General features: G+C 69.2%; 23 protein-coding genes. 12 read left to right on the top strand and 11 right to left on the bottom strand.

Annotated elements, in window-relative coordinates; translation table 11 throughout:
• Positions 1-27 precede the first annotated feature (27 nt).
• From ACWDS7_RS08475 to ACWDS7_RS08465, 3 genes are all read left to right on the top strand, one after another.
• Positions 28-216 carry a hypothetical protein gene (locus ACWDS7_RS08475; protein WP_451928702.1) on the top strand — a complete coding sequence of 63 codons (189 nt, stop codon included), beginning with the start codon at positions 28-30 and terminating at the stop codon, positions 214-216.
• A gap of 78 nt (positions 217-294) precedes the next feature.
• A complete protein-coding gene (locus tag ACWDS7_RS08470; protein WP_306874396.1) occupies positions 295-939 on the top strand; it encodes a TetR/AcrR family transcriptional regulator in 645 nt (214 codons plus the stop codon).
• A gap of 4 nt (positions 940-943) precedes the next feature.
• Complete coding sequence (locus ACWDS7_RS08465) at positions 944-1,765, top strand: class I SAM-dependent methyltransferase (protein WP_451928701.1); 822 nt, start codon at positions 944-946, stop codon at positions 1,763-1,765.
• Between the two features lie 192 nt (positions 1,766-1,957).
• Here ACWDS7_RS08465 and ACWDS7_RS08460 read toward each other — a convergent pair whose 3' ends face one another.
• The 3 genes from ACWDS7_RS08460 to ACWDS7_RS08450 are packed head-to-tail and all read right to left on the bottom strand — an operon-like array spanning position 1,958 to position 4,684.
• Complete coding sequence (locus ACWDS7_RS08460; RefSeq protein WP_451928700.1) at positions 1,958-2,551, bottom strand: GNAT family N-acetyltransferase; 594 nt, start codon at positions 2,549-2,551, stop codon at positions 1,958-1,960.
• Positions 2,548-4,020 carry an APC family permease gene (locus ACWDS7_RS08455; RefSeq protein WP_451928699.1) on the bottom strand — a complete coding sequence of 491 codons (1,473 nt, stop codon included), beginning with the start codon at positions 4,018-4,020 and terminating at the stop codon, positions 2,548-2,550. The genes ACWDS7_RS08460 and ACWDS7_RS08455 overlap by 4 nt, the downstream gene beginning before the upstream one ends.
• Before the next feature lie 28 nt (positions 4,021-4,048).
• The gene (locus ACWDS7_RS08450; RefSeq protein WP_451928698.1) at positions 4,049-4,684 is read right to left on the bottom strand and encodes a GOLPH3/VPS74 family protein; all 636 of its coding nucleotides are present in this window, start codon (positions 4,682-4,684) and stop codon (positions 4,049-4,051) included.
• A gap of 638 nt (positions 4,685-5,322) precedes the next feature.
• Between ACWDS7_RS08450 and ACWDS7_RS08445 the strand changes: the two genes are divergently transcribed.
• Positions 5,323-6,756 (top strand): hypothetical protein, encoded by a 1,434-nt coding sequence (locus tag ACWDS7_RS08445; protein ID WP_451928697.1) that lies wholly within the window; start codon positions 5,323-5,325, stop codon positions 6,754-6,756.
• Positions 6,757-7,165: 409 nt separating this feature from the next.
• On the opposite strand, the gene ACWDS7_RS08440 is transcribed toward ACWDS7_RS08445, so the two are convergent.
• The 3 genes from ACWDS7_RS08440 to ACWDS7_RS08430 form a co-directional block, all read right to left on the bottom strand.
• Positions 7,166-7,435 (bottom strand): DUF1684 domain-containing protein, encoded by a 270-nt coding sequence (locus ACWDS7_RS08440; protein WP_451928731.1) that lies wholly within the window; start codon positions 7,433-7,435, stop codon positions 7,166-7,168.
• A 3-nt stretch (positions 7,436-7,438) separates the two neighbouring features.
• Positions 7,439-8,332 carry a class I SAM-dependent methyltransferase gene (locus ACWDS7_RS08435; protein WP_451928696.1) on the bottom strand — a complete coding sequence of 298 codons (894 nt, stop codon included), beginning with the start codon at positions 8,330-8,332 and terminating at the stop codon, positions 7,439-7,441.
• 118 nt (positions 8,333-8,450) lie between these two features.
• A complete protein-coding gene (locus tag ACWDS7_RS08430) occupies positions 8,451-9,056 on the bottom strand; it encodes a helix-turn-helix domain-containing protein (protein ID WP_451928695.1) in 606 nt (201 codons plus the stop codon).
• 222 nt (positions 9,057-9,278) lie between these two features.
• Between ACWDS7_RS08430 and ACWDS7_RS08425 the strand changes: the two genes are divergently transcribed.
• Both ACWDS7_RS08425 and ACWDS7_RS08420 read left to right on the top strand, forming a co-directional pair.
• Positions 9,279-9,692 carry a hypothetical protein gene (locus ACWDS7_RS08425; RefSeq protein ID WP_451928694.1) on the top strand — a complete coding sequence of 138 codons (414 nt, stop codon included), beginning with the start codon at positions 9,279-9,281 and terminating at the stop codon, positions 9,690-9,692.
• Between the two features lie 46 nt (positions 9,693-9,738).
• Positions 9,739-11,418 (top strand): MFS transporter, encoded by a 1,680-nt coding sequence (locus ACWDS7_RS08420; RefSeq protein WP_451928693.1) that lies wholly within the window; start codon positions 9,739-9,741, stop codon positions 11,416-11,418.
• Positions 11,419-11,718: 300 nt separating this feature from the next.
• Here the strand turns inward: ACWDS7_RS08420 and ACWDS7_RS08415 are convergent, their stop codons facing one another.
• Both ACWDS7_RS08415 and ACWDS7_RS08410 read right to left on the bottom strand, forming a co-directional pair.
• Complete coding sequence (locus ACWDS7_RS08415; protein ID WP_451928692.1) at positions 11,719-12,642, bottom strand: NADP-dependent oxidoreductase; 924 nt, start codon at positions 12,640-12,642, stop codon at positions 11,719-11,721.
• A gap of 5 nt (positions 12,643-12,647) precedes the next feature.
• Positions 12,648-13,133, bottom strand: coding sequence for a luciferase domain-containing protein (locus ACWDS7_RS08410; RefSeq protein WP_306874352.1), 486 nt, complete (start codon positions 13,131-13,133; stop codon positions 12,648-12,650).
• A gap of 109 nt (positions 13,134-13,242) precedes the next feature.
• Between ACWDS7_RS08410 and ACWDS7_RS08405 the strand changes: the two genes are divergently transcribed.
• Positions 13,243-13,602, top strand: coding sequence for a winged helix-turn-helix transcriptional regulator (locus ACWDS7_RS08405; protein ID WP_451928691.1), 360 nt, complete (start codon positions 13,243-13,245; stop codon positions 13,600-13,602).
• Between the two features lie 797 nt (positions 13,603-14,399).
• Entirely contained in the window at positions 14,400-15,221 is an 822-nt protein-coding gene (locus tag ACWDS7_RS08400) for a nitroreductase/quinone reductase family protein (protein ID WP_451928690.1), read from the top strand.
• A gap of 205 nt (positions 15,222-15,426) precedes the next feature.
• On the opposite strand, the gene ACWDS7_RS08395 is transcribed toward ACWDS7_RS08400, so the two are convergent.
• The gene (locus ACWDS7_RS08395; RefSeq protein ID WP_451928689.1) at positions 15,427-16,419 is read right to left on the bottom strand and encodes a hypothetical protein; all 993 of its coding nucleotides are present in this window, start codon (positions 16,417-16,419) and stop codon (positions 15,427-15,429) included.
• A 124-nt stretch (positions 16,420-16,543) separates the two neighbouring features.
• On the opposite strand from ACWDS7_RS08395, the gene ACWDS7_RS08390 reads away from it, so the two are divergent.
• Complete coding sequence (locus tag ACWDS7_RS08390; RefSeq protein ID WP_451928688.1) at positions 16,544-17,410, top strand: phosphatase PAP2 family protein; 867 nt, start codon at positions 16,544-16,546, stop codon at positions 17,408-17,410.
• Positions 17,411-17,587: 177 nt separating this feature from the next.
• Here the strand turns inward: ACWDS7_RS08390 and ACWDS7_RS08385 are convergent, their stop codons facing one another.
• Together ACWDS7_RS08385 and ACWDS7_RS08380 are read right to left on the bottom strand one after the other, a co-directional pair.
• Complete coding sequence (locus ACWDS7_RS08385) at positions 17,588-18,364, bottom strand: Hint domain-containing protein (RefSeq protein WP_451928687.1); 777 nt, start codon at positions 18,362-18,364, stop codon at positions 17,588-17,590.
• A 394-nt stretch (positions 18,365-18,758) separates the two neighbouring features.
• Complete coding sequence (locus ACWDS7_RS08380) at positions 18,759-19,706, bottom strand: alpha/beta fold hydrolase (protein ID WP_451928686.1); 948 nt, start codon at positions 19,704-19,706, stop codon at positions 18,759-18,761.
• 88 nt (positions 19,707-19,794) lie between these two features.
• Here ACWDS7_RS08380 and ACWDS7_RS08375 point away from each other — a divergent pair, with 88 nt between their 5' ends.
• From ACWDS7_RS08375 to ACWDS7_RS08365, 3 genes are read left to right on the top strand one after another with little or no spacing between them, the layout of a single operon-like run.
• Positions 19,795-20,382: a TetR/AcrR family transcriptional regulator gene (locus ACWDS7_RS08375; protein ID WP_451928685.1), complete on the top strand. Its 588-nt coding sequence runs from the start codon at positions 19,795-19,797 to the stop codon at positions 20,380-20,382.
• A 12-nt stretch (positions 20,383-20,394) separates the two neighbouring features.
• Complete coding sequence (locus tag ACWDS7_RS08370; protein WP_451928730.1) at positions 20,395-20,757, top strand: NAD(P)-dependent oxidoreductase; 363 nt, start codon at positions 20,395-20,397, stop codon at positions 20,755-20,757.
• Positions 20,754-21,725: a DMT family transporter gene (locus ACWDS7_RS08365; RefSeq protein WP_451928684.1), complete on the top strand. Its 972-nt coding sequence runs from the start codon at positions 20,754-20,756 to the stop codon at positions 21,723-21,725. Before ACWDS7_RS08370 ends, ACWDS7_RS08365 begins: the two co-directional genes overlap by 4 nt.
• The last annotated feature ends 90 nt before the right edge of the window (positions 21,726-21,815 follow it).

Below are 21,815 nucleotides of genomic sequence, written 5' to 3'. Positions count from 1 at the left end.
TGTGTGGCGGTCGGCACAGTGGGACGCATGAGAGCACTGATCCTCAGCCCTGACCTGTCCTCCGGCGTCATCCCCGACCCGGTTCCCTCGCCCTCGCAGGTGCTGATCCAGGTGTCGGCCGTTCCGCTCGACTACGGGGAGATCGCCTACCGGCCCGCCCGGCCGTCGATCCCACCGGTCACACACCGCACCGGGTCCTGTTCCGTGGATCACTGAACGTTGGATGGCGCGCCGCCCCCTCCGGTGCGGGGCTCTCCCTTGCCAGGCACTGAACGCATGTATAGCATCCTAAACATGTGTTCAGCATCGTCGGACCTGACCGCCCAGGCCAAGATCCGCAACGCGGCCATCGCGCACTTCGCCCGGGACGGCTTCCAGAAGACCAACCTGCGTGCCATCGCGGCGACCGCGGGAGTGAGCGCCGGCCTGGTCATCCACCACTTCGGCAGCAAGGACCGACTCCGGAGCGTCTGCGACGACCACGTCCTGCGCATCTTGGTCCAGCGGGCCGACAGCGCCCGCCCGAGCGGCATGCAGGACCTCTTCCGCGAATATCTGTCCAACCCGGAGGAATACCGCCTCCAGGTGCAGTACATGCTGCGCGCGATCGAGGAGGACACCCCCACCGCGGCCACGTTCGTCAACACGCTGGTGGACGAGTCCGAGGAGATCCTGCGGGCCGGGATCGCCGACGGCTCCATGCGGCCGTCCTCGGACGTGCGGGCGCTGGCGGTGCTGAGCGTGCTCAACAGCGTGGCCACGCTGACCATGCCGCCGGCCCTGGCGCGGGCGCTGGGCTACGAGCGGTTCGGCCCCGACGCGCTGCGCCGCCTCGCACTGCCCACGCTGGAGCTCTACACCCACGGGCTGTTCACCGACGACGCCGCGCTGAAGGCGGCCAGGGCCGCACTGGACGGATCACCACAGGAAACGGAGTGACACGATGGCCATCACCCTCCCCGACCTCACGCCACTGGAGAGCACGCTCTGGCTCACCCTGGCGGGCAAGGCGCTCGACTACCAGGCCAAGCACCCGATCCTGCGCGACAGAACGACCTACGACGTCGTCAGGAAGCTCGACTACGACGCCGGGCAGTTCAAGCTCTCCGCCAGCCCCATCGTGGGCATCGCGCACCGCTCGCTGGTCATGGACAACATCGTGCGGCAGTTCGTCGTCAAAAATCCCGACGCGGTCGGGCTCGACCTGGGCGCCGGCCTCGACACCCGCGTCTACCGCGTCGACCCGCCCGCCACCGTCGAGTGGTACGACGTCGACCTGCCCGGTGTGGCCAAGGCCAGGCAACTGCTGCTCCCCGAGCGCCCCCACGCCCACACCATCGGCTCGGACCTCAACGACCCCGACTGGATCGACGAGATCCCCGCCGACCGCCCCGCCGTGATCGTCGCCGACGGCCTGATCGGGTTCCTGTCCAAGGAGGAGCTGGCCACCCTCCTCGACCGCCTCATCCGCCACTTCCCCACGGGGGAAATCTGCTTCAACGGCTACACGCGCTTCCACGTGTGGGCGGCCAGAAAGTACGCCGGCACCCGGTCCGTCGCCCCCTACCTGAGGTCTCCCGGCTTCGACACCCCGCAGGACATCGAGCGCATGGAGCCCCGCATGAAGTTGGTACGCGAGATCTTCCTGAGCCGCGAGCCCGAGGTCGCCGACTATCCGTGGATCACCCGCCTGGCCGGCTTCCTGACCGCCTGGAGCACCTCCATCTCGCGCAAGGGCACCGCCATCCAGCACTACCGTTTTTAAAGCCTGTACGGACTCGGATCTTCAGATGGGCCGAAGGCTCCGGATCCACATGATGGCACCACGTAGGTGGAGGCCGGCGAGGTGACTTTCGGGAGCCTTGTCGAAGCGGAAGGCCGGCCCGCGAGAACAACGGGGCCGGAACCGCCCCCGCCCCCGGCCCACGACGGGCCGGGGGCGGGAGCGGCACTCGGGTCAGGGGTTGGACGGGCGCCACATCGGGTACATCGGCGGGCCGTCGGGCATGAATATCGGGTCGCCGAGGTCCTGATAGCCGTGGCGCAGGTAGAGCCTGCGGCTGCGGGTGCTGCTGGCCTCCAGATACGCGGGTATGCCCGCCTCGTCGAGCCCGCGGTGGTACTCCTGGAGCAGCCGGGTCCCCGTCTTCCGTCCCTGGTGCCCGGGGAGCACAGCGAGGAACGCCAGGTAGTGGTGCGGGTCGTGGGGATGGCGCTTGTCCATCTCCTCGCCCATCTGCCCGATGCGCTCCGCGTGGGGACCGGCGAACGCCTCCACCCGGGCGTCCCGGTCGGGGATCTCGGGAAGCGGCTCGGCGCCCTTGTGGAACCACACGGCCACGGCGGACATGTCGGCCGTCGCGTGGACCACGCCGTGGATGAGGGCGCTCTCGGTGGTCATGGAGAAGAAGGGGGGCATCACCCGGCGGCGGTCGTCGTCCGGCGGGATCATCCAGGCCGAGATCTCCTGCTCGTGGAAGGAGGTGGCGATGATCGCGCCGATGGCCTCGGCGGCTCCGGGAACGTTCTGAACGCGAATGATCTCTGTCATTCGGTCCCTCCCACGGCAGCCCGGGCGCCCCGCCCGATGTTCGCGTACACCTTCGGCCGGTTGGCCCGCAGGGCGAGTCCCCACATGACGCCGAGCCCCACGGCGACGAAGTAGACGGCGGGCATGATCCAGCGCAGCGGGGAGTCGGGGGCCACGCCGAGCACGGTGTCGAAGTTGGCCATGACGAGCATGATGACCACGACCAGCAGGACCGAGGAGATACCCGGGGCGATCCTGGTCCGCCAGGCGTTCTCCTCGTTGGGGTTCTTGGTGAAGAAGACCAGCACGGAGATCGAGGTGGCCGCCAGCATCATGAGCAGTCCCAGGCCACCGAACGATCCGACGGTGAAGAACAGTTGGATGACCGGATCCAGGCCGAAGACCGCGTATATGACGATCGTGACCAGCCCGATGACACTCTGCGCCAGCGAGCCGTTGATCGGGGCACCGGTCCGGGGGGAAGTACGACCGAAGGTCTCGGGCAGCACCCTCTCCCTGCCGAGGGCGAAGATGTAGCGGGAGATCGTGTTGTGGAAGGCGATCAGCGCGGCGAAGAGGCTCGTCACGAAGAGGAGGGAGCCGATGGTGGCGATGGTCGCCCCCAGGTGCTGCCCGGCCAGGTTGAACAGGAGGGCCGAACTCTGCTCGCGCGAGGTCTCGATGATCTTGTCCGAGCCGATCGGCACGGTCATCGCCCAGGACGACACGGCGTAGAGCCCGGAGATGACGGCGAGTGCGACGTAGGTCGCGATCGGCACCGTGCGCCTCGGGTCCTTGCTCTCCTCGGAGAACACCACCGACGACTCGAAGCCCGCGAAGGACGCGATGCAGATCGCGACCACCGCGCCGATCCCGGGGACGAAGAGGTTCGACGGGTCGAAGACGTCGAGGCTGTAGCCCGAGGCCGCCGGGTTGATCAGGTCCGCGAGGTCGAACACGACGACGACGGCTATCTCCGTCAGCAGCAGGACCGACAGGACCTTCCCGTTCACGTCGACCCGCATGAGGCCGAGCACCCCGGTCAGCACCCAGGCGCCCAGCCCGATGACCCACCAGGGCGGAGAGCTTCCGAACCAGTCGGCGACCAGCGGCTGGGCGGCCGCACCGATCATGCCGTAGAGACCCACCTGGAGCGCGTTGTAGGCCAGCAACGCGACCCACGCGGTCGCCACCCCCACCGGCCTGCCGAGTCCTTTCGCGGTGTACGCGTAGAACGCCCCGGCGTTGACGACGTAACGGGCCATCGTCACGTAGCCGACGGCGAACAGGCCCAGGATGGCTCCGAGCAGGATGAAGGCGAGCGGCACGCCGGTCACGCCGGTCGCGGCGTAGGCGGCGGTCACCGAGCCACCGATGACAGTCAGCGGCGCCGCCGCCGAGATGACGAAGAACACCACCGACGGCACACCGAGGCGGTCCTGGGCGAGCGCGGCGGAAACGGCGCTGGCCCTTCGTTCTGTCACGGACATTGGGATCCTTGGAATGAGGGGGGTGGGTTCACCGGCGGCTGATGACGGAGTCACCTACGGCAGCCTCGGTCTGGGCGATCAGTTCCTGGAGCGGCGCCGGGAGGGCGGTGATCGAATCGGAGAGGTATCCCGGGTTCTGCTCCCACAGGACGAGCTGGCTGCCGCCGGTCGCGACGAGCAGCCCCAGCAGGACGCTGTCCTGGACGTTGAGTGGCTCACGGCGCTGGATCGCCAGGTTGACGCGTCCACCGGGCCACGCCGCGATGTTCACGTCGACCGGTGCCTGCCTCCGCGACAGGCGTCTGCCGGGCGGGCGCAGCAGCCCGTCGGCGGTCATCCGGGCCGCCACGTCGGCGAGTGCCGTACGGGCGAGGAACTGCAACCAGGTATGGAGGCGATGCGAGGGTTCGGCGATGATGTGGTCCAGAGCGGTCCTGGTGAGCGCGTCTCCGGGCGGCGCCGCGTCGAGAACGACGAGCCGTATCTGCCCCGCCGCCAATCCCACGGTTGTCCGCCCGGCGAGCATCAGTTCTCCCAGGATGGCGGCGGCCAGCCCCAGACCGGTCAGGCGGGCATGAAGCCTCATCCGGCCGGTCGCGTTGTCATGCATGGCAAAGAACAGGTCGTTGGCCAATCGGGTTCTTGAGAGATCAACTCCAACCACGAACGGCGATCGTATAGCTAAGTCATTAAATTTGTCATTACGAGAACGGAGTTCCGGCGCCGAACATAGGTCGGCCAGACGAGAACCGAAGAAACGGACAAATGGCCAACAATCTGGAGCTATGTCGAGAGGCGTCCTGAAGATTTCGGCGAATCCAAGAATTTACATATTTTCGGCCAGTTGCGGGCGAGTGTCGGGAAGCGGCCCGCAAGGCTCACCGAGCCGGAACAACCCCGGTCAGACGGCTCCCGAAAGCGCGGCCCCGTGAGTCCCGATGAATCTCCATGGGATTTTAATGCAGGGATTTTTGGCAGTTTGAGACTGGCGTAATACCGCGCAGGCTTCCTCGCCCCCGACGCAGTGGTAGCGGGCGTCGTACGCGTCCGTGTGGAGCAGCACGTCGACGCGCTGTTCGGCGACAACGCCGTCGACCGGGGCCTGATCAAGAGGCGCTGAGCCTTCTCCAGCCTGATCTTGCAGGTGAGAGCGGGTGCGGCAGACCCGGACATCGATCGTTTTCGGAAACGGACACTCGCAGCCTGCGTCACCATCGAGACCGGCTGCTGTCTGCCTGCTGGGCGAGGACCGCTCCGAGACTCGGCCCAGGCCGACCGTCAGGTGCCCTAGTGTTCGCTGTCGTGCCTCAACGATCATCGATCCTCTGGGCCGCGGCGCTGCTGACCGCACTGTTTCCCACCCTCCTGTTCTGGATCGAAACACTCCTGTCCGGGAACGACGGCAGCCAGAGCTACGTGTGGATGTCCTCGGGACAGTGCCTGGGCAACCAGATCAACGACCTGCTCCGATCCCCGCAACGTACGCTCGAGGACTTCCCTCTTCTCGAGTACGGCGGCGCACCGATGATCGCCCTGGCCTTCACGGGCTGGTGCCTGAGCCTCCGATCCGGCCGCGCCCGGCTCGGCCGGATCATCGCCCGCTGCGCCGCCGCGGCACTGCTCCTGTCCCCCCTCTGCGGACTCCTGCTGGTCACGCTCGACGCCGCACTCGACGCCCACTGCCTGGACGCATGGGGTCCACCGGACCTGCTGAACGGGGCTGTGGGAACCAACCTCTACCGTCTGGCACCCCCGATTCTGGTCCTGGCCGCGGCCCGCGCCCCCCGGCGTGCGTTCATACGACGAGGTCGCCCCGCCCGCACGGCACTCGCGATCCTGGCACTGAGCGTGACAGTCCTGACCCTGGCGGAGGCGGCCCCCGCCGGCACGGTGAGCAGCGAGGGGGAACTCGACTGTGCGGGATTCGGCGACGGCACGGTCAGGGGGCTGAGCACGGGAGAGAAGGGCTTCCTGTGTCAGGTACGCGGCTACAACTCCTTCTACGCCGAGGGAGGCATCGAGGGATGGGAGCAGGCACCCGACCGAGTGGTCCTGGCCCATGGACACCACCTGTGCGGCCTGGCCACCCGGCAGGGCGGCAATCTCGAAGCGCGAGCCGTACAGCAGGCACCGCACGCCTCCCTGGGCCGCGCGCTGGCACCGCTGTGTCCGGCGGTGGCCCGATGGCAGGAACAAGAGGGCAAGCGGAAGCAAGAAGAAGAGGCGGCGTACGTCGCGGAGAAGGAGAAAGCCTGTGCCGCGCACCGCACACACCGCCCGAAGATCAAGCCGGTACGCCAGCGCCGCGCCACCATGTGGACCGAGTTCTGGACCATCAACGCATGGGAGGACGGGTATGAGGGCACCGTCCCCGAGACGGTCGAAGACCTGGTCGGCAGCGAGCGAGGCGCACTGACGATCTGGGCGGCCGACGAGATCGGGCACGCCTGTGTGACCGTCGAGTCCTACACCCGACGGCCGCCCCTGGAGATCAGGGGGTGGGAGGAGGTGGTCGAGGTCGGCTACGACAGCCCGAAGGGTTCGCTGGCCCTCGTCGATGGTTGGGGCAACCGCCTGCCTGCGCTCACACCCGCCGGCCCGGGGTCCTACCGCGTCCGCGTCCACCTGCGCGGACGCAAGCTCGTCCACCAGAATCCCGACGCTCCGGACGGCGCGGTGCAACTGTTGATCATGGTGTTTCCCGGCGAGCAGAAGAAGCCGACGGTCTACCGGTGAGTCCGGTCACGTACAGGTCCTCGGCCCGGACGGTGACCCAGGACTGGCGCGGGTCGGCGGAGTGCCCGCGAAGCATCCATCCAGGAGATGACTGCGGCATTGGATTTTCGGGAGTCCCCGGCGAAGGACCCGGAGCAGGTGATCGGGATCGGTGAAGGCCACGTCGGCCGAGGGGCCGCGACGCAGCAGGGACTAGACGAGTAGTTCCGGATACTGACGTGCCAGGTCATACACGTCACGCTCGAAGAGCGCGTGAGCGTGCGACAGTTGGGCTGCTGTTGCAGCCGAGGCAGAACGGACTCCTTGACCAGGTGCCTGGCGGAGCCGCGAGCCGCTCCGACTGGATGGGGCCGCACGGCGCATCGGCTTCCGTGGCGAGGTGACGACGGTGGACGGACGCTTTCGCGTCTTAGCTGTCTTGGCCGGCGGGAATGAAGTTCGCGTATTCCTCGATGCGCACCGGCAGGTGGTCGCCGGGCGGCGCAAGGGGGCAGACGAACACCTCCGGGTTCAGGTGGTGACAGGAGAGCGCGGCCTGGTTGAAGTCGACGGTCAGCGTGCTGCCGGGCTCCAGGAGGGGCAGTACGAGCCGGCGGCCGATCTCGGGGGTCTGTTCCCCGTTGGTCCCGTCGGTGAAGATCACTAGCCGGTGGCCGGGGAATTCCTGGAGGACGGCCAGGATTCAGGCGCGGCGGGCTGCCCAGACGGTGCGCTCGGTGCGTACGGCGAGGTCGTCGCGGCGCAGGATGCTGTGCGGGCTGTTGGCGTCGAGCAGCTCGTCGAGTGCGGCGAGGTCTTCGGGGCTGAGCGCTGGTGCGGCGGCGCCGCGGATGCGCTGCAGGCTCCCGTGGGCGTAGCGGCCGACGGCTCCGCTGCGGTCGCCTTCGATGTTCACGGTGATGGTGCGCTCGTCTTCGACGGTGAAACCGGCGGCGGACAGCATCGGTCCCCAGTCGGCGCCGCGGTGCGGGACGTGCTCGGCGTGGAAGCTGTCGGTCGCCCTGTGGCAGCGTTCTTCGAGACCGGGCCGATTCTCGGGGGCGTCGGCGGGCAGGAAGCGGGGGAAGCCGTCCAGCTCGACGACGGCGAACAGGCCGCCCGGGGCGAGCAGGTCGTGGACCCTGGTCAGGGCGCGGTCGGGGTGGGCCATGTGGTGCATCGAGGCCGAGGCCCACACCAGGTCCGGCGTCCCGAGATCGGGCCAGTCGGCAGCGTCGAGGTCGGCCTGCACGGTGCGCACGCGCTCCTCCACTCCACGGGCGCACGCCTTCTCGCGCAGGCGCTGCAGGTGTCCGGCCGAGGTGTCGACGGCGGTGACGTACGCCTCAGGGAAACGCTCGAGGAGCGCGAAGGTGCCCGCCCCCGTGCCGCAGCCCAGATCCACGATCTGGCGCGGCTCGGTCTTCAGCGGCAGCCAGGCGGTGATGAATGCGATGTGCCCGGCGAGCACCTCGGCATCCAGGTCAAGGATCTCCGCCTTGCCGCCGTCATCGTGCGCCTGGTGGTGGCCGCCTTCGCTGGGACCATGGCGGTGGCCGCCTTCGCCGTGAGGGGTGTGCTGGTGCGCTTGGGTCATGGCAACACCGTAGGACGCTCATGCGCCTACAGCGCAGCCACTTGCGGTTTACGCAAGAAGGTCGCTTCGCCTGCTGCCCATCACGCAAGATTTCGCGTGCGCCGGGCCTCTGGCGCCGTCACTCACAGGGGGTCTGGGCGTCGCCGCAGTCGCCGGCCTCGGCGACGTCGCGTTGGTGGCCGCGGCGGGCGTCGCGGTCGAAGATGCCCATGATCTCGCACGGCCCACCCTCGGCGCCGATCGCGTGCGGCATCATGGTGGGGAACTCGGCGGCCTGGTTGGTCTCGATGCGGAACCGGCGATGGCCGAGCATGAGGACGGCGGTGCCGGACAGGACCACAAGCCATTCGCGGCCGGGATGGGCGCGCATGCGGGCAGGGTTGTCGGGCGGCGGTCCGGTCATCCGCTGACGCATCACGCTCATGCCGGGGTCACCCTTTATGGGCCAGCGCATCAGACCGTGGGTGCTGTCGATCATCGGGCTGATGACGACATCGTCGGCGGCGTTCTCCACCAGCTGGTCCAGGGTGGTGTCCAGAGCGCGGGCGAGGGTGACGAGCTGGTCCAGGGCGAGGCGGCGCCGGCCGTTCTCGATGCGGCTGAGCGAGGACTGGCTGAGGTTGGCGCGGGTGGCCAGTTCTTCCAGGGACCAGCCCTGGGCGACCCGCAGGGCGCGGATCCGTTTGCGTACGAGGCTGTCCAGCTGCCCATCTTCTTGCGTCATGGGCAACATGGTATGCCTCTGCTGCAATGCGGGCTTAACGTCGACCACAGGTGGTCCGGAACGGGGGGCCACGCACGACGAGAGGGCGCGACATGTCTGCGCAGACTTCCCACTACGAGAGCGACGAACTGCCCGCTGGGACCGGGACCGTGGATGTGGTGGTGATCGGCGGCGGCGCCGCGGGCCTGAACGGGGCCCTGGTGCCGGCCCGCCGGCCGCACGGTGACGGCGCGCCGGGTGCTGGTGGCCACCGGCCTGCGCGACGTGCTGCCCGAGGTGCCCGGCCTGGCCGGGCACCGGGGTCACAGCGTGGTGCACTGCCCCTACTGCCACGGCTGGGAGGTACGCGATGAGCCGATCGGCATCCTCGCCACCGGGCCCGCCTCGGTCCACCACGCCTGGGTGTTCCGCCGGCTGACCGACGACCTCATCTACTTCACCCGCGGCACCGAGCCGGACGCGGACACCCGCGCCCGCTCCGCCGCCCGCCACATCCGCGTCATCGAGACCCCCGTGCAGGAAGTCGTCAACGACGAGGGCGGCGCCCTGGCCGGCTCCCACATCAACGCCCTCCTGGCCGCCGCGGACACCGACGCGGCCCGCGCTGCGGCACAGAGCGAGAACACCACCGCCTGAACCCCTCCGCCGCTGAGCCGCGCGGCCGCACCCAACGGTCCGCGCGGTGAGCGAGTACGGGCCTTCACCTCATCAATTCGGCGACCGGCCCTGCTCCGGCGCTGATCCCGCATGCCCTTTATCGGAGGAAGACATGAGTACGGACCAGCCTCCCCAAGCGACGGCACCAGCGAGCGGCGGGGGTGCACCGGATGCGCGTCAGCTGCGCACGATCCTGATCGCCGTCTCCGTCGCGCTGATGGCCGTCATCGCGTCGGTGCCCGGGCTGAACGTCGCCCGGACCCACATGGCTGTGGAGTTCGGCGCTTCGCAGAACACCGTTCTGTGGATCATCAATATCTACACCCTGGCCCTGGCCGCGCTGCTGCTGCCGCTCGGCGCCATCGGTGACCGGCTGGGCCGTAAGCCCATGCTGATCACCGGACTGACCATCTTCGGTGCCGCCGGCATCGTCGCGGGGCTGGCTCCGTCGGCCGGGGTGATGATCGCCGCGCGCGTGGCCGCCGGTGTGAGCGCTGCGATGATCATGCCGATCACGCTGGCCGTCATCACGAGTACGTTCCCTGAGGAGCAGCGGGGCAAGGCGATCGGTGTGTGGACCGGTGTCGCCGGGGGCGGCGGCATCCTGGGCATGTTCCTGTCCGCGCTGCTGGTCGATGTCGCCGACTGGCGCTGGCTGTTCGTCCTGCCCGTGGTCCTGGCCGTCGTAGCTCTGGCGATGACGCTGAAGTCGGTGCCCAACTCCCGCGAGCACTCCGCTCATCCCTTCGACACCACGGGCGCATCGCTGTCCGCCGTCGCTGTGATCGGTCTGATCTTTGTTCTGCAGGAAGGCCCCGAGCGCGGCTGGGCCGCCCCGGTGACTCTGATCAGCCTGATCGTCGGTGTCATTGCCGCTGTCGGATTCGTGGCCTGGGAGCTGCACCGCCGCGACGCCTCGCTGCTGGACGTGCGCCTGTTCCGTGAGCGCGGCCTGGCCGGCGGCTCGATCACGCTGCTGGTGGTCTTCGGGGTCCAGGCGGGTATCGCCGTGGTTCTCTTCCCGTTCTTCCAGGCCCTTCTGGGCTGGTCCGGGCTGCTGTCCACCGTGGCGGTGATGCCGATGGCCGTCATGATGATGACGTCCGGCCTGGCCCCCAAGATGGCCGCACGCATCGGCGCCCGCTCCACCATGACCGTGGGCGTCGCCCTGGCCACCCTCGGCCTGGTATTGATGGCTCTGTTCGTCTCCGTCGACGGCGGATACCTCTCCGTCCTGGCCGGCATGCTCGCCATGGGCGTCGGTATGGGTCTGTCGATGACGCCCTCCACCGAGGCCGTCACCAGCTCCCTGCCGCGGGAGAAGCAGGGCGTTGCCTCCGCCCTCAACGACGTCACCCGCGAGTTCGGCACCGCTCTCGGTGTCGCCCTGCTCGGCGCGCTTCTGTCCGCCGGCTACCGCAGCGCCATCGACGGCAGGCTGCACGGCATCCCGAAGGGGACCGCGGACACCGCTCGGGAAGGCATCGCCAACGCAGTCGAGGCTGCGGGGGGCGCGGGCCCGCACGCACAGGACCTGGTCCACGCCGCCCAGCTGTCCTTCGTCGACGGCTGGCAGCAGGCCATGTGGGCAGGCGTCGCCGTCATGGTCGTGCTGCTCGTCCACATCGATTTTCGCGGCCCGAAGGACTCGGCTTCCGCCACCGCGGACGAGACGGAGACCACAGAGACCGTCGCCGCCCGATGACCGCGTGACAACTGGGCGGATCATCCGTCAGGTGTCAGGCATCGCGATACCGCGATGCCTGACACCCAGCTCGGCAGTGCACGCCGCAACCGGGACACCCATGCCGAACGAGCACCCGGACACCTTCGTCACCGGACTGTACGTGAAGCATCACCGGACTGTACGTGAAGATCGACGACGAGATCAGGGAGACCCGATCCTGGCGTGCACGCCGTCCGGGACGCCGAGTCACTCCGCCCGTCCTTCAAGCGGGAGAAGCACCGAGACCCCGATTCGGCGTTGGTGGTCACGGCGCCTCCTTCAGATCGTGACGGCGAGCTTGCCGACGGTTCCGGCGGTGAAGTCGGCGATCGCGCGCGGCACCTCGGCCAGCGGGTAGGAACGGGCCACCGGCACCCGCAGGCGTCCTTCGGCAGCGTCGGCGGCGAGCCGGGCGAGGGTGACCGGGTTGGGGTCGGCCATCACCGCCGTGGCCTTGATGTCGCGGCCGGGCTCGTCGGGCAGGTAATGCAGGGTGGAGGCCAGCCGCCCGCCGTCGGCCAGCAGGGCGGCGACGGTGGGGCCGTCGCCCGCCAGGTGCAGCGCGGCATCCACCCCGTCGGGCGCGATCGCGCGTACCTGCGCCTGCAGGTCGGTGTGGTCGACGGCCCAGGTGGCGCCCAGGCCGGTGACGAAGGCGGCTTCGGCCCCGGGCCTGGCGGTGGCGATCACGCTGGCGCCGCGCGCGGCGGCCATTTGGACGGCGAACGCGCCCACGCCGCCGGTCGCACCTGAGATCAGGACGGTTTCCCCCGGTGCCGGGGCGACGGCGTCGATGGCGTTGAGCGCGGCGCTACCGGCCAGTCCCAGCACACCCGCGCGGGTGCGGTCGAGCCCGTCGGGGATCTTGGCCAGGCCGTACTGCCCGCTCACCACCACGTACTCGGCGAAGCCGCCTTGCCCCAGGGTCGGGCGCACGACCACGCCGAACACGTCCTCACCCGGCGTCAGGCCGGTCACGCCGGCGCCGACGGCCGCCACGGTGCCGGCGAAGTCCTTGCCGAGCACGACGGGGAAGTCGTAGTCGTACACGCCCTTGAGGTAGCCGCCAAGCACGCCCAGGTCAAAGCCGTTGACCGAGGAGACCAGCACCTGGACCAGCACCTCGCCGGGACCGGGCTCAGGCACGGGCAGGTCGGTGGCCGCCAGGTCGGCGCCGAAGTCGGTGAAAGCCATGGCACGCATAAGGATCACTCCGTTTCCGTAGAAGATGCGGTGGCCTGCCGCCAGGAGGCGCGCAGGACGGCGCGGGCGACGGCCAGTTCGGCCTCGTCGCGGGGGGCGTACAGCATCACGATCGTGTCCGGCCACTCAGGACGACGGCTGATCGGATGCGGCTCGATCCACCCCGCCCGCCCAAGCGGCTCGATGAGCGGCACGGGCACGGTGAGATGGAGGAAGCCCGAGCGGTGGATGTGCCCGAACTCGTCGCGGCTGGGGTGCAGGAACGCCGCCCATGGCCCGGCGGGCTCGTGCAGCCGCAGCGCCAGCGAGGCGGGCTCGGACACCTGGCTGGGGCCGGTGAACACGCCCGCCAGCGCCTGCGCGTCCGCCACCAGGGCGGCCCTGATGTGCGGCGGGGAGAACTGGTCGAGCTGGTCGTGCGGGATCTCCAGGCCCGTGGTCCGTGGACGAGGGCCGGATCGGAGTGGGGGATCGGTCAGGTCGATGCTCATCGCAACAGCACTTTCTGTGCGCTGGTTACTTCTTGTGCGCTCATGGAGTCTGGTCCACAATGCCGCCATGACGGAAGAAGGCACTTTGACCCGCGCAAGGCACACCGATGTGCGCGAAACGATCGGCGAGGATCACCCGACCTGCCGGCTGCGCGACATCCTCGACCGCGTCGGGGACAAATGGAGCGTCCTGGTGATGAACCTGCTCGGCAGCGGGCCCAAGCGCTACTCCGAACTGCAGCGCGCCATCGAGGGCATATCCCAGCGGATGCTCACCCTGACCCTGCGCAGCCTGGAGCGCGACGGCCTGGTCGAGCGGACCGTCACCCCCACCTCTCCGCCCCGGGTGGACTACGCCCTCACCCCCGTCGGGCAGACGCTCTCGGCCCAGGTCTCTGGGCTCATCACATGGGCCGAGCAGCACCGCGAGCACGTGGCCGCCTCCCGCCTGCGCTACGACGCGTCGTGACCCGCCGAACCGGCGCCGCCCCCCGCGCGCCTGCAGTCTCCGGGAGGGCTTTCTGCGGTGTCTGCCGGGTCGAGTCGGCGCAAAGCGCTCTGCCGTGATTGCTCACGGCGGGGCTCCGGCGTCCCCGGCGACCTCACGAGTACGTCTCCGGTATCCACAAGACGCCCGGGACGTATCGGTCGGGACGGCGGACGGAGTCGCGCAACGATCGGGAGGTCATGGAGGCCACCGATCACTGGGTTGAACGCCGGGTGGAGGGGACCGACTCGGAGCTGGCCGTACGCGTTCACCGAACAGCGCCATCCGTCCTTTCGGCTGTTCGCCCAGCGCGCCTCGGCTGTTCGCCCAGCGCGCCGCCGACCGGGTCCGGTACATCGACCTGTTTCGCGCAAGCGTGGTCGTGTTCGATAGGCGGGAGGGCGGAGTCCTCCGACGGTCACACCGGTTGGTGAGAGGCTGACGAGAGTCAGCGAAAAGTCGGCGACCCCGCTGACACGAGGACGTGGCCGAGATCATTCGAATCCCCTCATCCCCCAAGGCCTTCACCTCGGCTGGGTGTCCGGACCGGCGAGATGCGGGGCTGGGATGAACGGTTCGACAGCCTGGACAGAGACCTGACATCCCTGGCGCGCAACCCTGACGCGTGATGAAGTAGCATGATCTCCGTGACTGCCGGGTCGGCCTTGGGCCACGCACCAGAGAGCAGCCCGGCTGACGCTTGATCGCCGGGCGGGCCCGCGGCCCGCCGTCTTCTTCTCCATTCAGTACGGCACGGCAGGAACCACCAATGGAGAAGAATGGATTTCAACAAGCAGGTCATCGACGAGTTCCGCGCCAACAACGGCCAGGTCGGTGGCTCTTTCGAGGGAGCGAGGCTGCTCCTGCTCACCACCACGGGCGCCCGCTCGGGCAAGCCGCACACGACCCCGCTCGCCTACCTGCCTGACGGCGTCGAGCGCATGCTGGTCATCGCCTCCGCCGGGGGAGCGTCGAACAACCCGGCCTGGTACCACAATCTGAAGGCCAACCCGCGCGCCACCGTCGAGACCGGCGTCTTCATCTTCGATGTCGAGGCGGAGGTCCTGGAGGGCACCGAGCGTGACGCGGCGTTCGCCCGCGCGGTGGAAGGCGATCCTGGCTGGGCCGACTACCAGGCCAAGACGGCGCGCACCATCCCGGTCGTCGCTCTTCGGGTGATCGGCCCGCCTCGGGGCAGCGCACCGTCGGGCGGTGCGTACCTCAAGCTGGTGCACGACGGCTTCCGCCGTGAACTCGCGCTGATCCGCAAGGAGCTGTCCGGTTCAGGTGGGCCAGGCCTGGGCGTGCAACTTCGGATCAACTGCTTGACCGTCTGCCAGGGCCTGCACCATCACCACACGGGCGAGGACACCATGATGTTCCCCGGCCTGGCCGAGCAGCATCCCTCGCTCGCTCCGACCTTGGAGCGGCTGGCCAAGGAGCACGAGCGCATCACCGTACTCCTGGAAGAGCTGAAGCAGGCCCTCTCCGGTGAGGATCCGTTGAAGGTACGGGCCGAGATCGAACGGCTCGTCGATGAGCTCGAAGCGCACCTGACGTATGAGGAGGAGCAACTGATCCCGATTCTCGACCTCGCCTGAAGTCCGAGGAGTTGGGGAACGATCACGGACCAACTGGGAAGCGATCTTCTTTGCCCCGCTGAGCACACAGCTCGCTGAGTAGGCCCGGGAACACCCCACCCAGGTCAGAGGCCGCTTCCGAGAGATCGGGAGCGGCCTTCTGCGTTGCCGGGTGACTGGCTGAGTGACTATGAGCCCCTGAGGCACAGGGGCGAGCTCTTCCCGCTCATGGATTCCAGCCCTCCAAGAGGAACAGGAGACCGGTCAGATCGTCGCCGTGGGGCGCGGGCATGCAGGCTCCGCGTGCGATGAGCTGTTCGGTGATCTCCCAGATCAGTTCGTGGGAGATGACCACGGTGGCCACGGCCCGATCATCGGCGGGCACGTGGCTGCGCGCCTCTTCGGAGGCGCGACTCATGAGGAAGGCCGAGACCGGGGCCGCGACTGCGGCGGCCAGGTCGTCGAGGACATCGCCCACGCCGACGAGCGGTATCGCGGAGCGGCCGTCGTCGAGCCGTAGACGCCAGCCGTGTCCATCCGAATCCGTGACCGAGGACACGCGGTGATCTCGCAGTGCCTCCGCCGTCCCAGGGGTGGTGGCCAAGGTGTGGAGGCGGCTCAACGTCTCGTCCGACCAGACGGTCACCAGGGTGAGGTCGTCGGCGAAGCGGTAGAAGTTCGCGCCCGAGCTGCCCGTGCGCGGTGGGTGGATGGCCCAGAAGGCACCGTTCCACCATGGACGCTCGGTGGTCAGCGCTGTGTCGGGAACGGCCTCTTCGGCGCGTAACTGTCGCCACAGCACCAGGTCCAGCGCGTAGCCGAACACCATGGCGTACAGACTGTGACCGATCCCGCGCCGATGCAGTTCCACGGCGATGTCGTGCACCGGCTTCTCGACGGCGTCCACGAGGGAGCTCGCCGGCCACCGTAGAGCTGCCCGCAGCGGGGCCGTCTCAGGTGAGCCCAGCACGGGGAAAGCGGTCCGGACCCATTCCCCGTCGCGTTCCAGGAGCCGGAACTCCAGGAGCTGGGAGAGCTGTGCGTCGGAGACGTCCAGATGGTCTCTCGGGGCACCGTGACGTGCCGCGTACAGAACGCGCCCGTTGTTTCCGTCGGCCACCACGTCATGGGGCGTGCGTTTCGCGTTCGGGCAGTAGCAGTGCAGGGCCCAGAGGGAGAGGTCCTCGGGATCGGACATCCCGTCCGCTGCATGATCCATACAGCGAGTATCCGGCGTTTTTTGATCTTTGTCATTACATCGGAAGCTTCGCTGCATCCCCTGTCGCGACTTGTCGTTCCCGTGGCCGGCCCACGCCGGAGCGGGCTGAATTAGTGTGATCTCCGTGAGCCCGCCCGAGGTGGATGCCGGCCGGTTGTCGCGCCTGGCCGCCCGTGCCCGGTCAGCCGTACTGGTCGGAAGAGGGGACGGGCGCCCCGCCCCGCTCGTCGAAGTGGCCGGTCTGCTGCTCGTGATCCTGACCTTCTCGCGGCTGCATGCCGCCGCCGGGAAGGACGTCGCGGCGGCCGCCACCGCCAACGCACATACCGTGCAATCCATCGAGCGCGCCCTCCACCTGGACATCGAGTTGGGGGCGGACCGGTGGCTGACCGACCATCCGGCCCTGATCATGCCGGCGGTGTACTACTACCGCCTGTACTACATCGTGATCATCGGTGTGCTGGTGTGGGTCTTCGTCCGGCATGCCGAGTCCTACGCCAAGGTCCGCCGGACCCTTGTCGTGATGGCCTTTCTCGTCCTCCCCGTCTTCTGGGCGCTGCCCATGTCGCCCCCGCGGTTCGCCCTACCGGGCATCGCGGACATCATCGCCGAGTACGACATCCTGGGCAGCGGCCATGCCACACGAGACGTCAACAGCGGCCGGAATCTGTTCTCCGCGATGCCCAGCATGCACGTGGGATGGTCGTTGTGGTGCGGGTATGCCGGGTGGTCCGCTCTGCGGGGCTCACGCCTGCGATCGGCGTTGCTGCCGTGGGCCTTCCCGCTGGGTATGGCGGTGGTCGTGCTCGTCACGGGGAACCACTACGTGCTCGATATCGCCGGAAGCGTCGCGTTGCTCGTCGTCTCCATCGCTGTTGTCTCAGCCCTGGGCCACCTCGCCAAGCGCCGGCGGACAGCCGCAGGGAGGTCGCGGGAACCTGTGCCCCTTCGTCCTGCGGGCAACCAAGCTCATCAGACAACTGCCGAGTGACTGCGGCTTCTGGCCTCGCACTTCCGTACACCTACCGATCACAGACAGGTTGATCGTGCTCGCCTGGCGGGGTGTCCCGTTCGGAGGGGACGGCGCGGGCCGTCCCGGTGGTGGAGCTGGTGCGTCCGTGAGCCGCGTTTCGGCCCGTGAGGGGCGGAACGCGGCGGGCCGGGGCGGTCAGCTGTGCACCGGGACGTCGTGGTCGCCGATCCGGATCGTGTAGGTGTGCGGTCCGGCGACGTGGAGGTTGTGGACGGTGGCGTAGCGGGTCGCACGCCGGACGGCCGTGACGACCGGCCCGTCGCCGAGCCGGTGGCCGGGGCGCAGCGCCTCGGCGGGCATCCAGCCGTGTCCGCTCACCCAGAACAGGTGACGCGCGGTGGCCGTGACCGTGGCACCGTCGGCGGTGATCTCGACGAGGTCCTTGACACCGGTGCCCGTGATCACGGCGAGTACCGGCTGGGCGCTGTCGCCGCCGGTCACCCGGTCGCCGGTCCGGACGTCGCCGATGGGCCGGTCGACGCCGTCGGCCATGACGACCGGGGTGTCGGGGGTGAAGCTGTTCATGCTCCCCGGACTGCAGCTACCGGTCGGGCAGGGGGCGGTCGCGACGAGGTCGCCGGCGCGCAGCTCGCCGATTGGGCGGTGCCCGCCGTCGGCCGTCACCACCGGGGTGTCAGGGGTGAAGCTGTTTCCGGTTCCACCTGTATCGCAGTTACCGCTCGGGCAGTTTCCTTGCGAGGCCGCCGCCAGGCTCGGCTCCCGGCCGTCGTCCGGGCAGCCCTCATCCGTCCGCAGGCGGAAGGAACGGTCCGCGCCTCCGTGCTGGGCAGCGCAGGCGCGGATCTTCAGGAGTCCTTCGGTTGTGACCGCCGCCTTCCCCGATCCGCTCATCAGGAGGCCGGCGACGACTCCGGCTGCCGCGTACGCCGCCCACATCGATCTCGGTCCCATCGCTTCCCTTTCGTGCGTCTGTGGTGTCCGGCGCCGACGATGGCAGACGCCTCTTGGGAATGAGCGGTGACTCACAAGGAGATCCCGACCGCGCGGCGGACATGTCACCGGCATCCGGGTCGGCTCGGACATCCACCTCGGCGGTGCGCCGGCATGCCGTTCGAGGAGAAGTTCGACTCCGTCCACCGAGTGCGCGCCCAGACCTGTGTCCCCGAAGGGGGCCGCCCGGAGTGCGGCCACCCCGTTGACGTGATTCCCGCAGGTCAGGAGGCCCTGCTTCACTCGCCCAGACGAGTTCTCGGACGCGTCGTCTCCCCGGCTCAAGCCGTTGCGGATCGCCCGTCCGCGATGAACGCCTGCGCCGTTCGGGAGCGCGCTCCACCGGCCCGTGTCATCACGGCGTGTCGCCGGTGTCGCCGGCGCGGTCGATCTCGTCGACAAAGGTGAGGACCCGGGCGTTGACACGCTCGGGGAACTCGCCGTTGATGGCGTGGGAGGCGTCCGGCCACAGCTCGACGGCGCCACGGGCGAGCAGACGGCGGGCACGCAGGGTGGCCTTGCGCGGATCGTGGATGATGCTGCGCCCGGCGATCAGGGCGAGCACCGGCACGCCGACTCCGGCCACCTGGTCGTCCGGGGGGTACGTCGGTGGCGGCAGGAAGGCGGTGAAGTCCCGCATCCCGGCCGATATCAGGTTGGCGACGGGTTCGTCGTCGGAGGCGTCGGCTCCGCCGGAGATCCAGCTCAGCAGCCTCCGGCGCCACGACTCGGGGAAGAACGGCACCACCGAGCCCAGCGAGACGACGACGACCTTCCAGGTGATCCGGCCGAAAAGGCTGGCGGGATCGAGCAGGCTCACTGAGGCGATCTTCTCCGGGGCACGCAGGGCGAGGTGAAAAGCGCTCCACCCGCCGATGGACACTCCGACGAGGTGCACCCGGTCAAGGCCGAGCCGGGCCAGTAGTTCCGCCAGCCAGTCGGCCTGGTCGGCCGCGCTCGCGAACGCCCGGGTCTGTACCGAGAGGCCGGGCTCGCCGAGCAGGTCGACCGTGTAAACCGGCCGGTGGGCGGTGAGGCCGATCAGGTTCGACTCCCACATCGGGGTGGACGCGGTGCGTCCTGGCAGCAGGAGAAGCGGTACGCCGTCGCCGGTGCCGAAGCGATAGACCCGGACGGTCCCGAAGCGGGTCGCCACGTCCTGGATCTGATCGGGTTCGGGAAGCTCGGCCATGGCCCGGTCGTAGGCGTTCCGGTAGCGCGCGAAGGCGGACGCGTCGCGGAAGTGGCCGAGCCGCCGCCGGCGGAACGCGGCTCCGATGTTGGGCTCCACGATGTCGTTCACGTACGGGATCCTCCGTTCACCTTCGCGATACGATCGTATCGCACCAATATCACGATACACTCGTATTGCGAAGAGGGAGGGCCGGACCGTGCCGAAGCAGGTGGACCACGCGGCGCGGCGGGCGGAGATCGCCCATGCCGCACTCAGGCTGTGTGCTCGGGACGGCCTGGCCGGTGTGAGCATCGGGGGGGTCGCCCAGGAGGCCGGCGTCTCCAAGGGGCTCGTGCAGCACTATTTCGCGGCGAAGGCCGACCTGCTGCGCGCGAGCGCACATCTGCTCAGGCAGGAGATCGAACGCCATGTTCGCGCGGCGCTGCGGGACGCCGACAGCCCGGCCGACACGCTGCGGCGCGCGCTGCTCGCCGTCGTCGAGCTGGGCGCGCGCGCTCCCGTGCTCCTGCTCGCCGGGCATGCGTTTCTGGCCAGGGCCGTCGCCGACCCTGATGTACGCGGGCTGTACCGCGCGGGAGGCGACGCGGTCCATCGCGAGATCACCGCGCTCGTGGCCGCCACCGCTCCGGAACCCGGCGTCGATGCCGGCGCCGAGGCCCACGTGCTTCTCGGGCTCGCGCGCGGCCTGGCCGACGGCGTGCTGGTCGGGGAACTGGACGTCGCGGAGGCGGTCGCGGTCCTCGACCACCAGCTCGGCCGGATCGGCTTGCCGGCGGACCTGTGATGAGACGGAGAGATCATCGGTATCATCGGGGCCTCGTGCACAGGGCGCCGCGTGATCGCCCGCCTGGTCGCGGCCGGACATCAGATACTGCTCCACGATCCCTGCGTGAACGCCAAGGAGTCGGCAAGTATGAAGGTGGAGGGCGTCACCCTCGACGAGTTGTGCCGACGTTCTGACATCCGCAGCGTGCACGCCCCTGACCTGCCAGAGACCAGGCATCCGCTCGACCCGTGGCGGCTCGGCCTCATTCATGACGGCGGGGAGGATCGTGGCGCGGGGACGGCCGGCCGCGCGCGCGACCACTACCAGGAGCTGTACACGGCCGCGCGGATGGCGGAAGGCGCCTGCGCCGTCCACGAGACCGTCGCGCGGTGAGCGGGCACGGTGGCAGGGGGAGGTTGATCTGGCAGTCCGCCGGGCTGGTCGTCCTGCTGGCCTTGACCTGGCTGATCGTGGAGGCTTCCCTGCGCGACGCGAGCACCGCGATCGTGTCGGGCGGCCGTACCGGTTTCACCGTCCTGGGCCTGCTGGCGCTCACCTGGTGGTCACCCGCCGGCGCCGCACCGGTCACGAAAGACACGCGGGACACCGGGTACCGGTGGTGGCAGGTCGTGCTGCTCGCGCTGACGGGCGTAACCGCGTACACGGTGCTCTCGACCATCGCGATCAGCCTCGCCGGACCGGCGCTGCCCGCGCTGGCCCTCTCCCTCACCCCGGCCGTGGTCCTGATCGCCGAGAGCGTCCTGCTACGCACGTGGCCTGCGCCGCGCACCGTCGCCGGAACGGTGATCGCGGTCGCCGGCGCCGCGATCTACGCGATCCCCAGGCTGGCGGGGACGCTGGGCGACGACGTCGCGCTCGGGTCGCTGGTCGCGCTCGCGGCGATGTTCTCCATGGCCTTCTACGGCCTGTACTTCAGCAGGACGAACCGCGGCTACCAGGGGGCGATGGCGCCTCGCATCCTGCCGATCTTCGCGGTGGGGACGATCCCGCTCGCCGCGTGGGCGGCGGCGGACGTCGCGGCGGGCGAGCGGATCAGCTGGTCAGCGCTGGGCATGCTCGTCATGCTCGGGATCGTGATCTACGTGCCCGCCTACCTCCTGCAGCACCGCATCCTGCTGACCGGCGGGCCGTCCTACTCCGCCCTGCTCGGCCTCGCCGTACCGCCGCTGGTGGGGGCCGGCTCGGCGCTGTTGCAGCTCGTCGGTGCGCCCGCGCCGATGCAGATCGTCGGCATGGGGCTCACGCTGGCCGGGATGGCTCTCGTCATCCGGAGCAAGCTCACGCGGACGGACGAGGACAGGCCCGCCCGCGTCACGCTGTCGCGGCCTTCAGACGCCTGATCTCCGACCACTGCCCGGCGGGCCGTGGTCGCTGCGCCTGCCGACGACGGGAGACCGGCGTCGCGGAGCACGGCGGGTGGGCATCGCCCT

The sequence above is a fragment of the Streptosporangium sp. NPDC003464 genome, assembly GCF_053588315.1.
The sequence above is the reverse complement of the archived record's forward strand: the minus strand, read 5'-3'. Positions and strand labels throughout refer to the sequence as shown.

What these genes read in the sequence shown, in the direction of transcription:
- ACWDS7_RS08475 (WP_451928702.1), top strand. Translation starts at nt 28, where the DNA reads ATGAGAGCACTGATCCTCAGCCCTGACCTGTCCTCCGGCGTCATCCCC.
- ACWDS7_RS08470 (WP_306874396.1), top strand. Translation starts at nt 295, where the DNA reads ATGTGTTCAGCATCGTCGGACCTGACCGCCCAGGCCAAGATCCGCAAC.
- ACWDS7_RS08465 (WP_451928701.1), top strand. Translation starts at nt 944, where the DNA reads ATGGCCATCACCCTCCCCGACCTCACGCCACTGGAGAGCACGCTCTGG.
- ACWDS7_RS08460 (WP_451928700.1), bottom strand. Translation starts at nt 2,551, where the DNA reads ATGACAGAGATCATTCGCGTTCAGAACGTTCCCGGAGCCGCCGAGGCC.
- ACWDS7_RS08455 (WP_451928699.1), bottom strand. Translation starts at nt 4,020, where the DNA reads ATGTCCGTGACAGAACGAAGGGCCAGCGCCGTTTCCGCCGCGCTCGCC.
- ACWDS7_RS08435 (WP_451928696.1), bottom strand. Translation starts at nt 8,332, where the DNA reads ATGACCCAAGCGCACCAGCACACCCCTCACGGCGAAGGCGGCCACCGC.
- ACWDS7_RS08430 (WP_451928695.1), bottom strand. Translation starts at nt 9,056, where the DNA reads ATGACGCAAGAAGATGGGCAGCTGGACAGCCTCGTACGCAAACGGATC.
- ACWDS7_RS08415 (WP_451928692.1), bottom strand. Translation starts at nt 12,642, where the DNA reads ATGCGTGCCATGGCTTTCACCGACTTCGGCGCCGACCTGGCGGCCACC.
- ACWDS7_RS08410 (WP_306874352.1), bottom strand. Translation starts at nt 13,133, where the DNA reads ATGAGCATCGACCTGACCGATCCCCCACTCCGATCCGGCCCTCGTCCA.
- ACWDS7_RS08400 (WP_451928690.1), top strand. Translation starts at nt 14,400, where the DNA reads ATGGATTTCAACAAGCAGGTCATCGACGAGTTCCGCGCCAACAACGGC.
- ACWDS7_RS08395 (WP_451928689.1), bottom strand. Translation starts at nt 16,419, where the DNA reads ATGGATCATGCAGCGGACGGGATGTCCGATCCCGAGGACCTCTCCCTC.
- ACWDS7_RS08385 (WP_451928687.1), bottom strand. Translation starts at nt 18,364, where the DNA reads ATGGGACCGAGATCGATGTGGGCGGCGTACGCGGCAGCCGGAGTCGTC.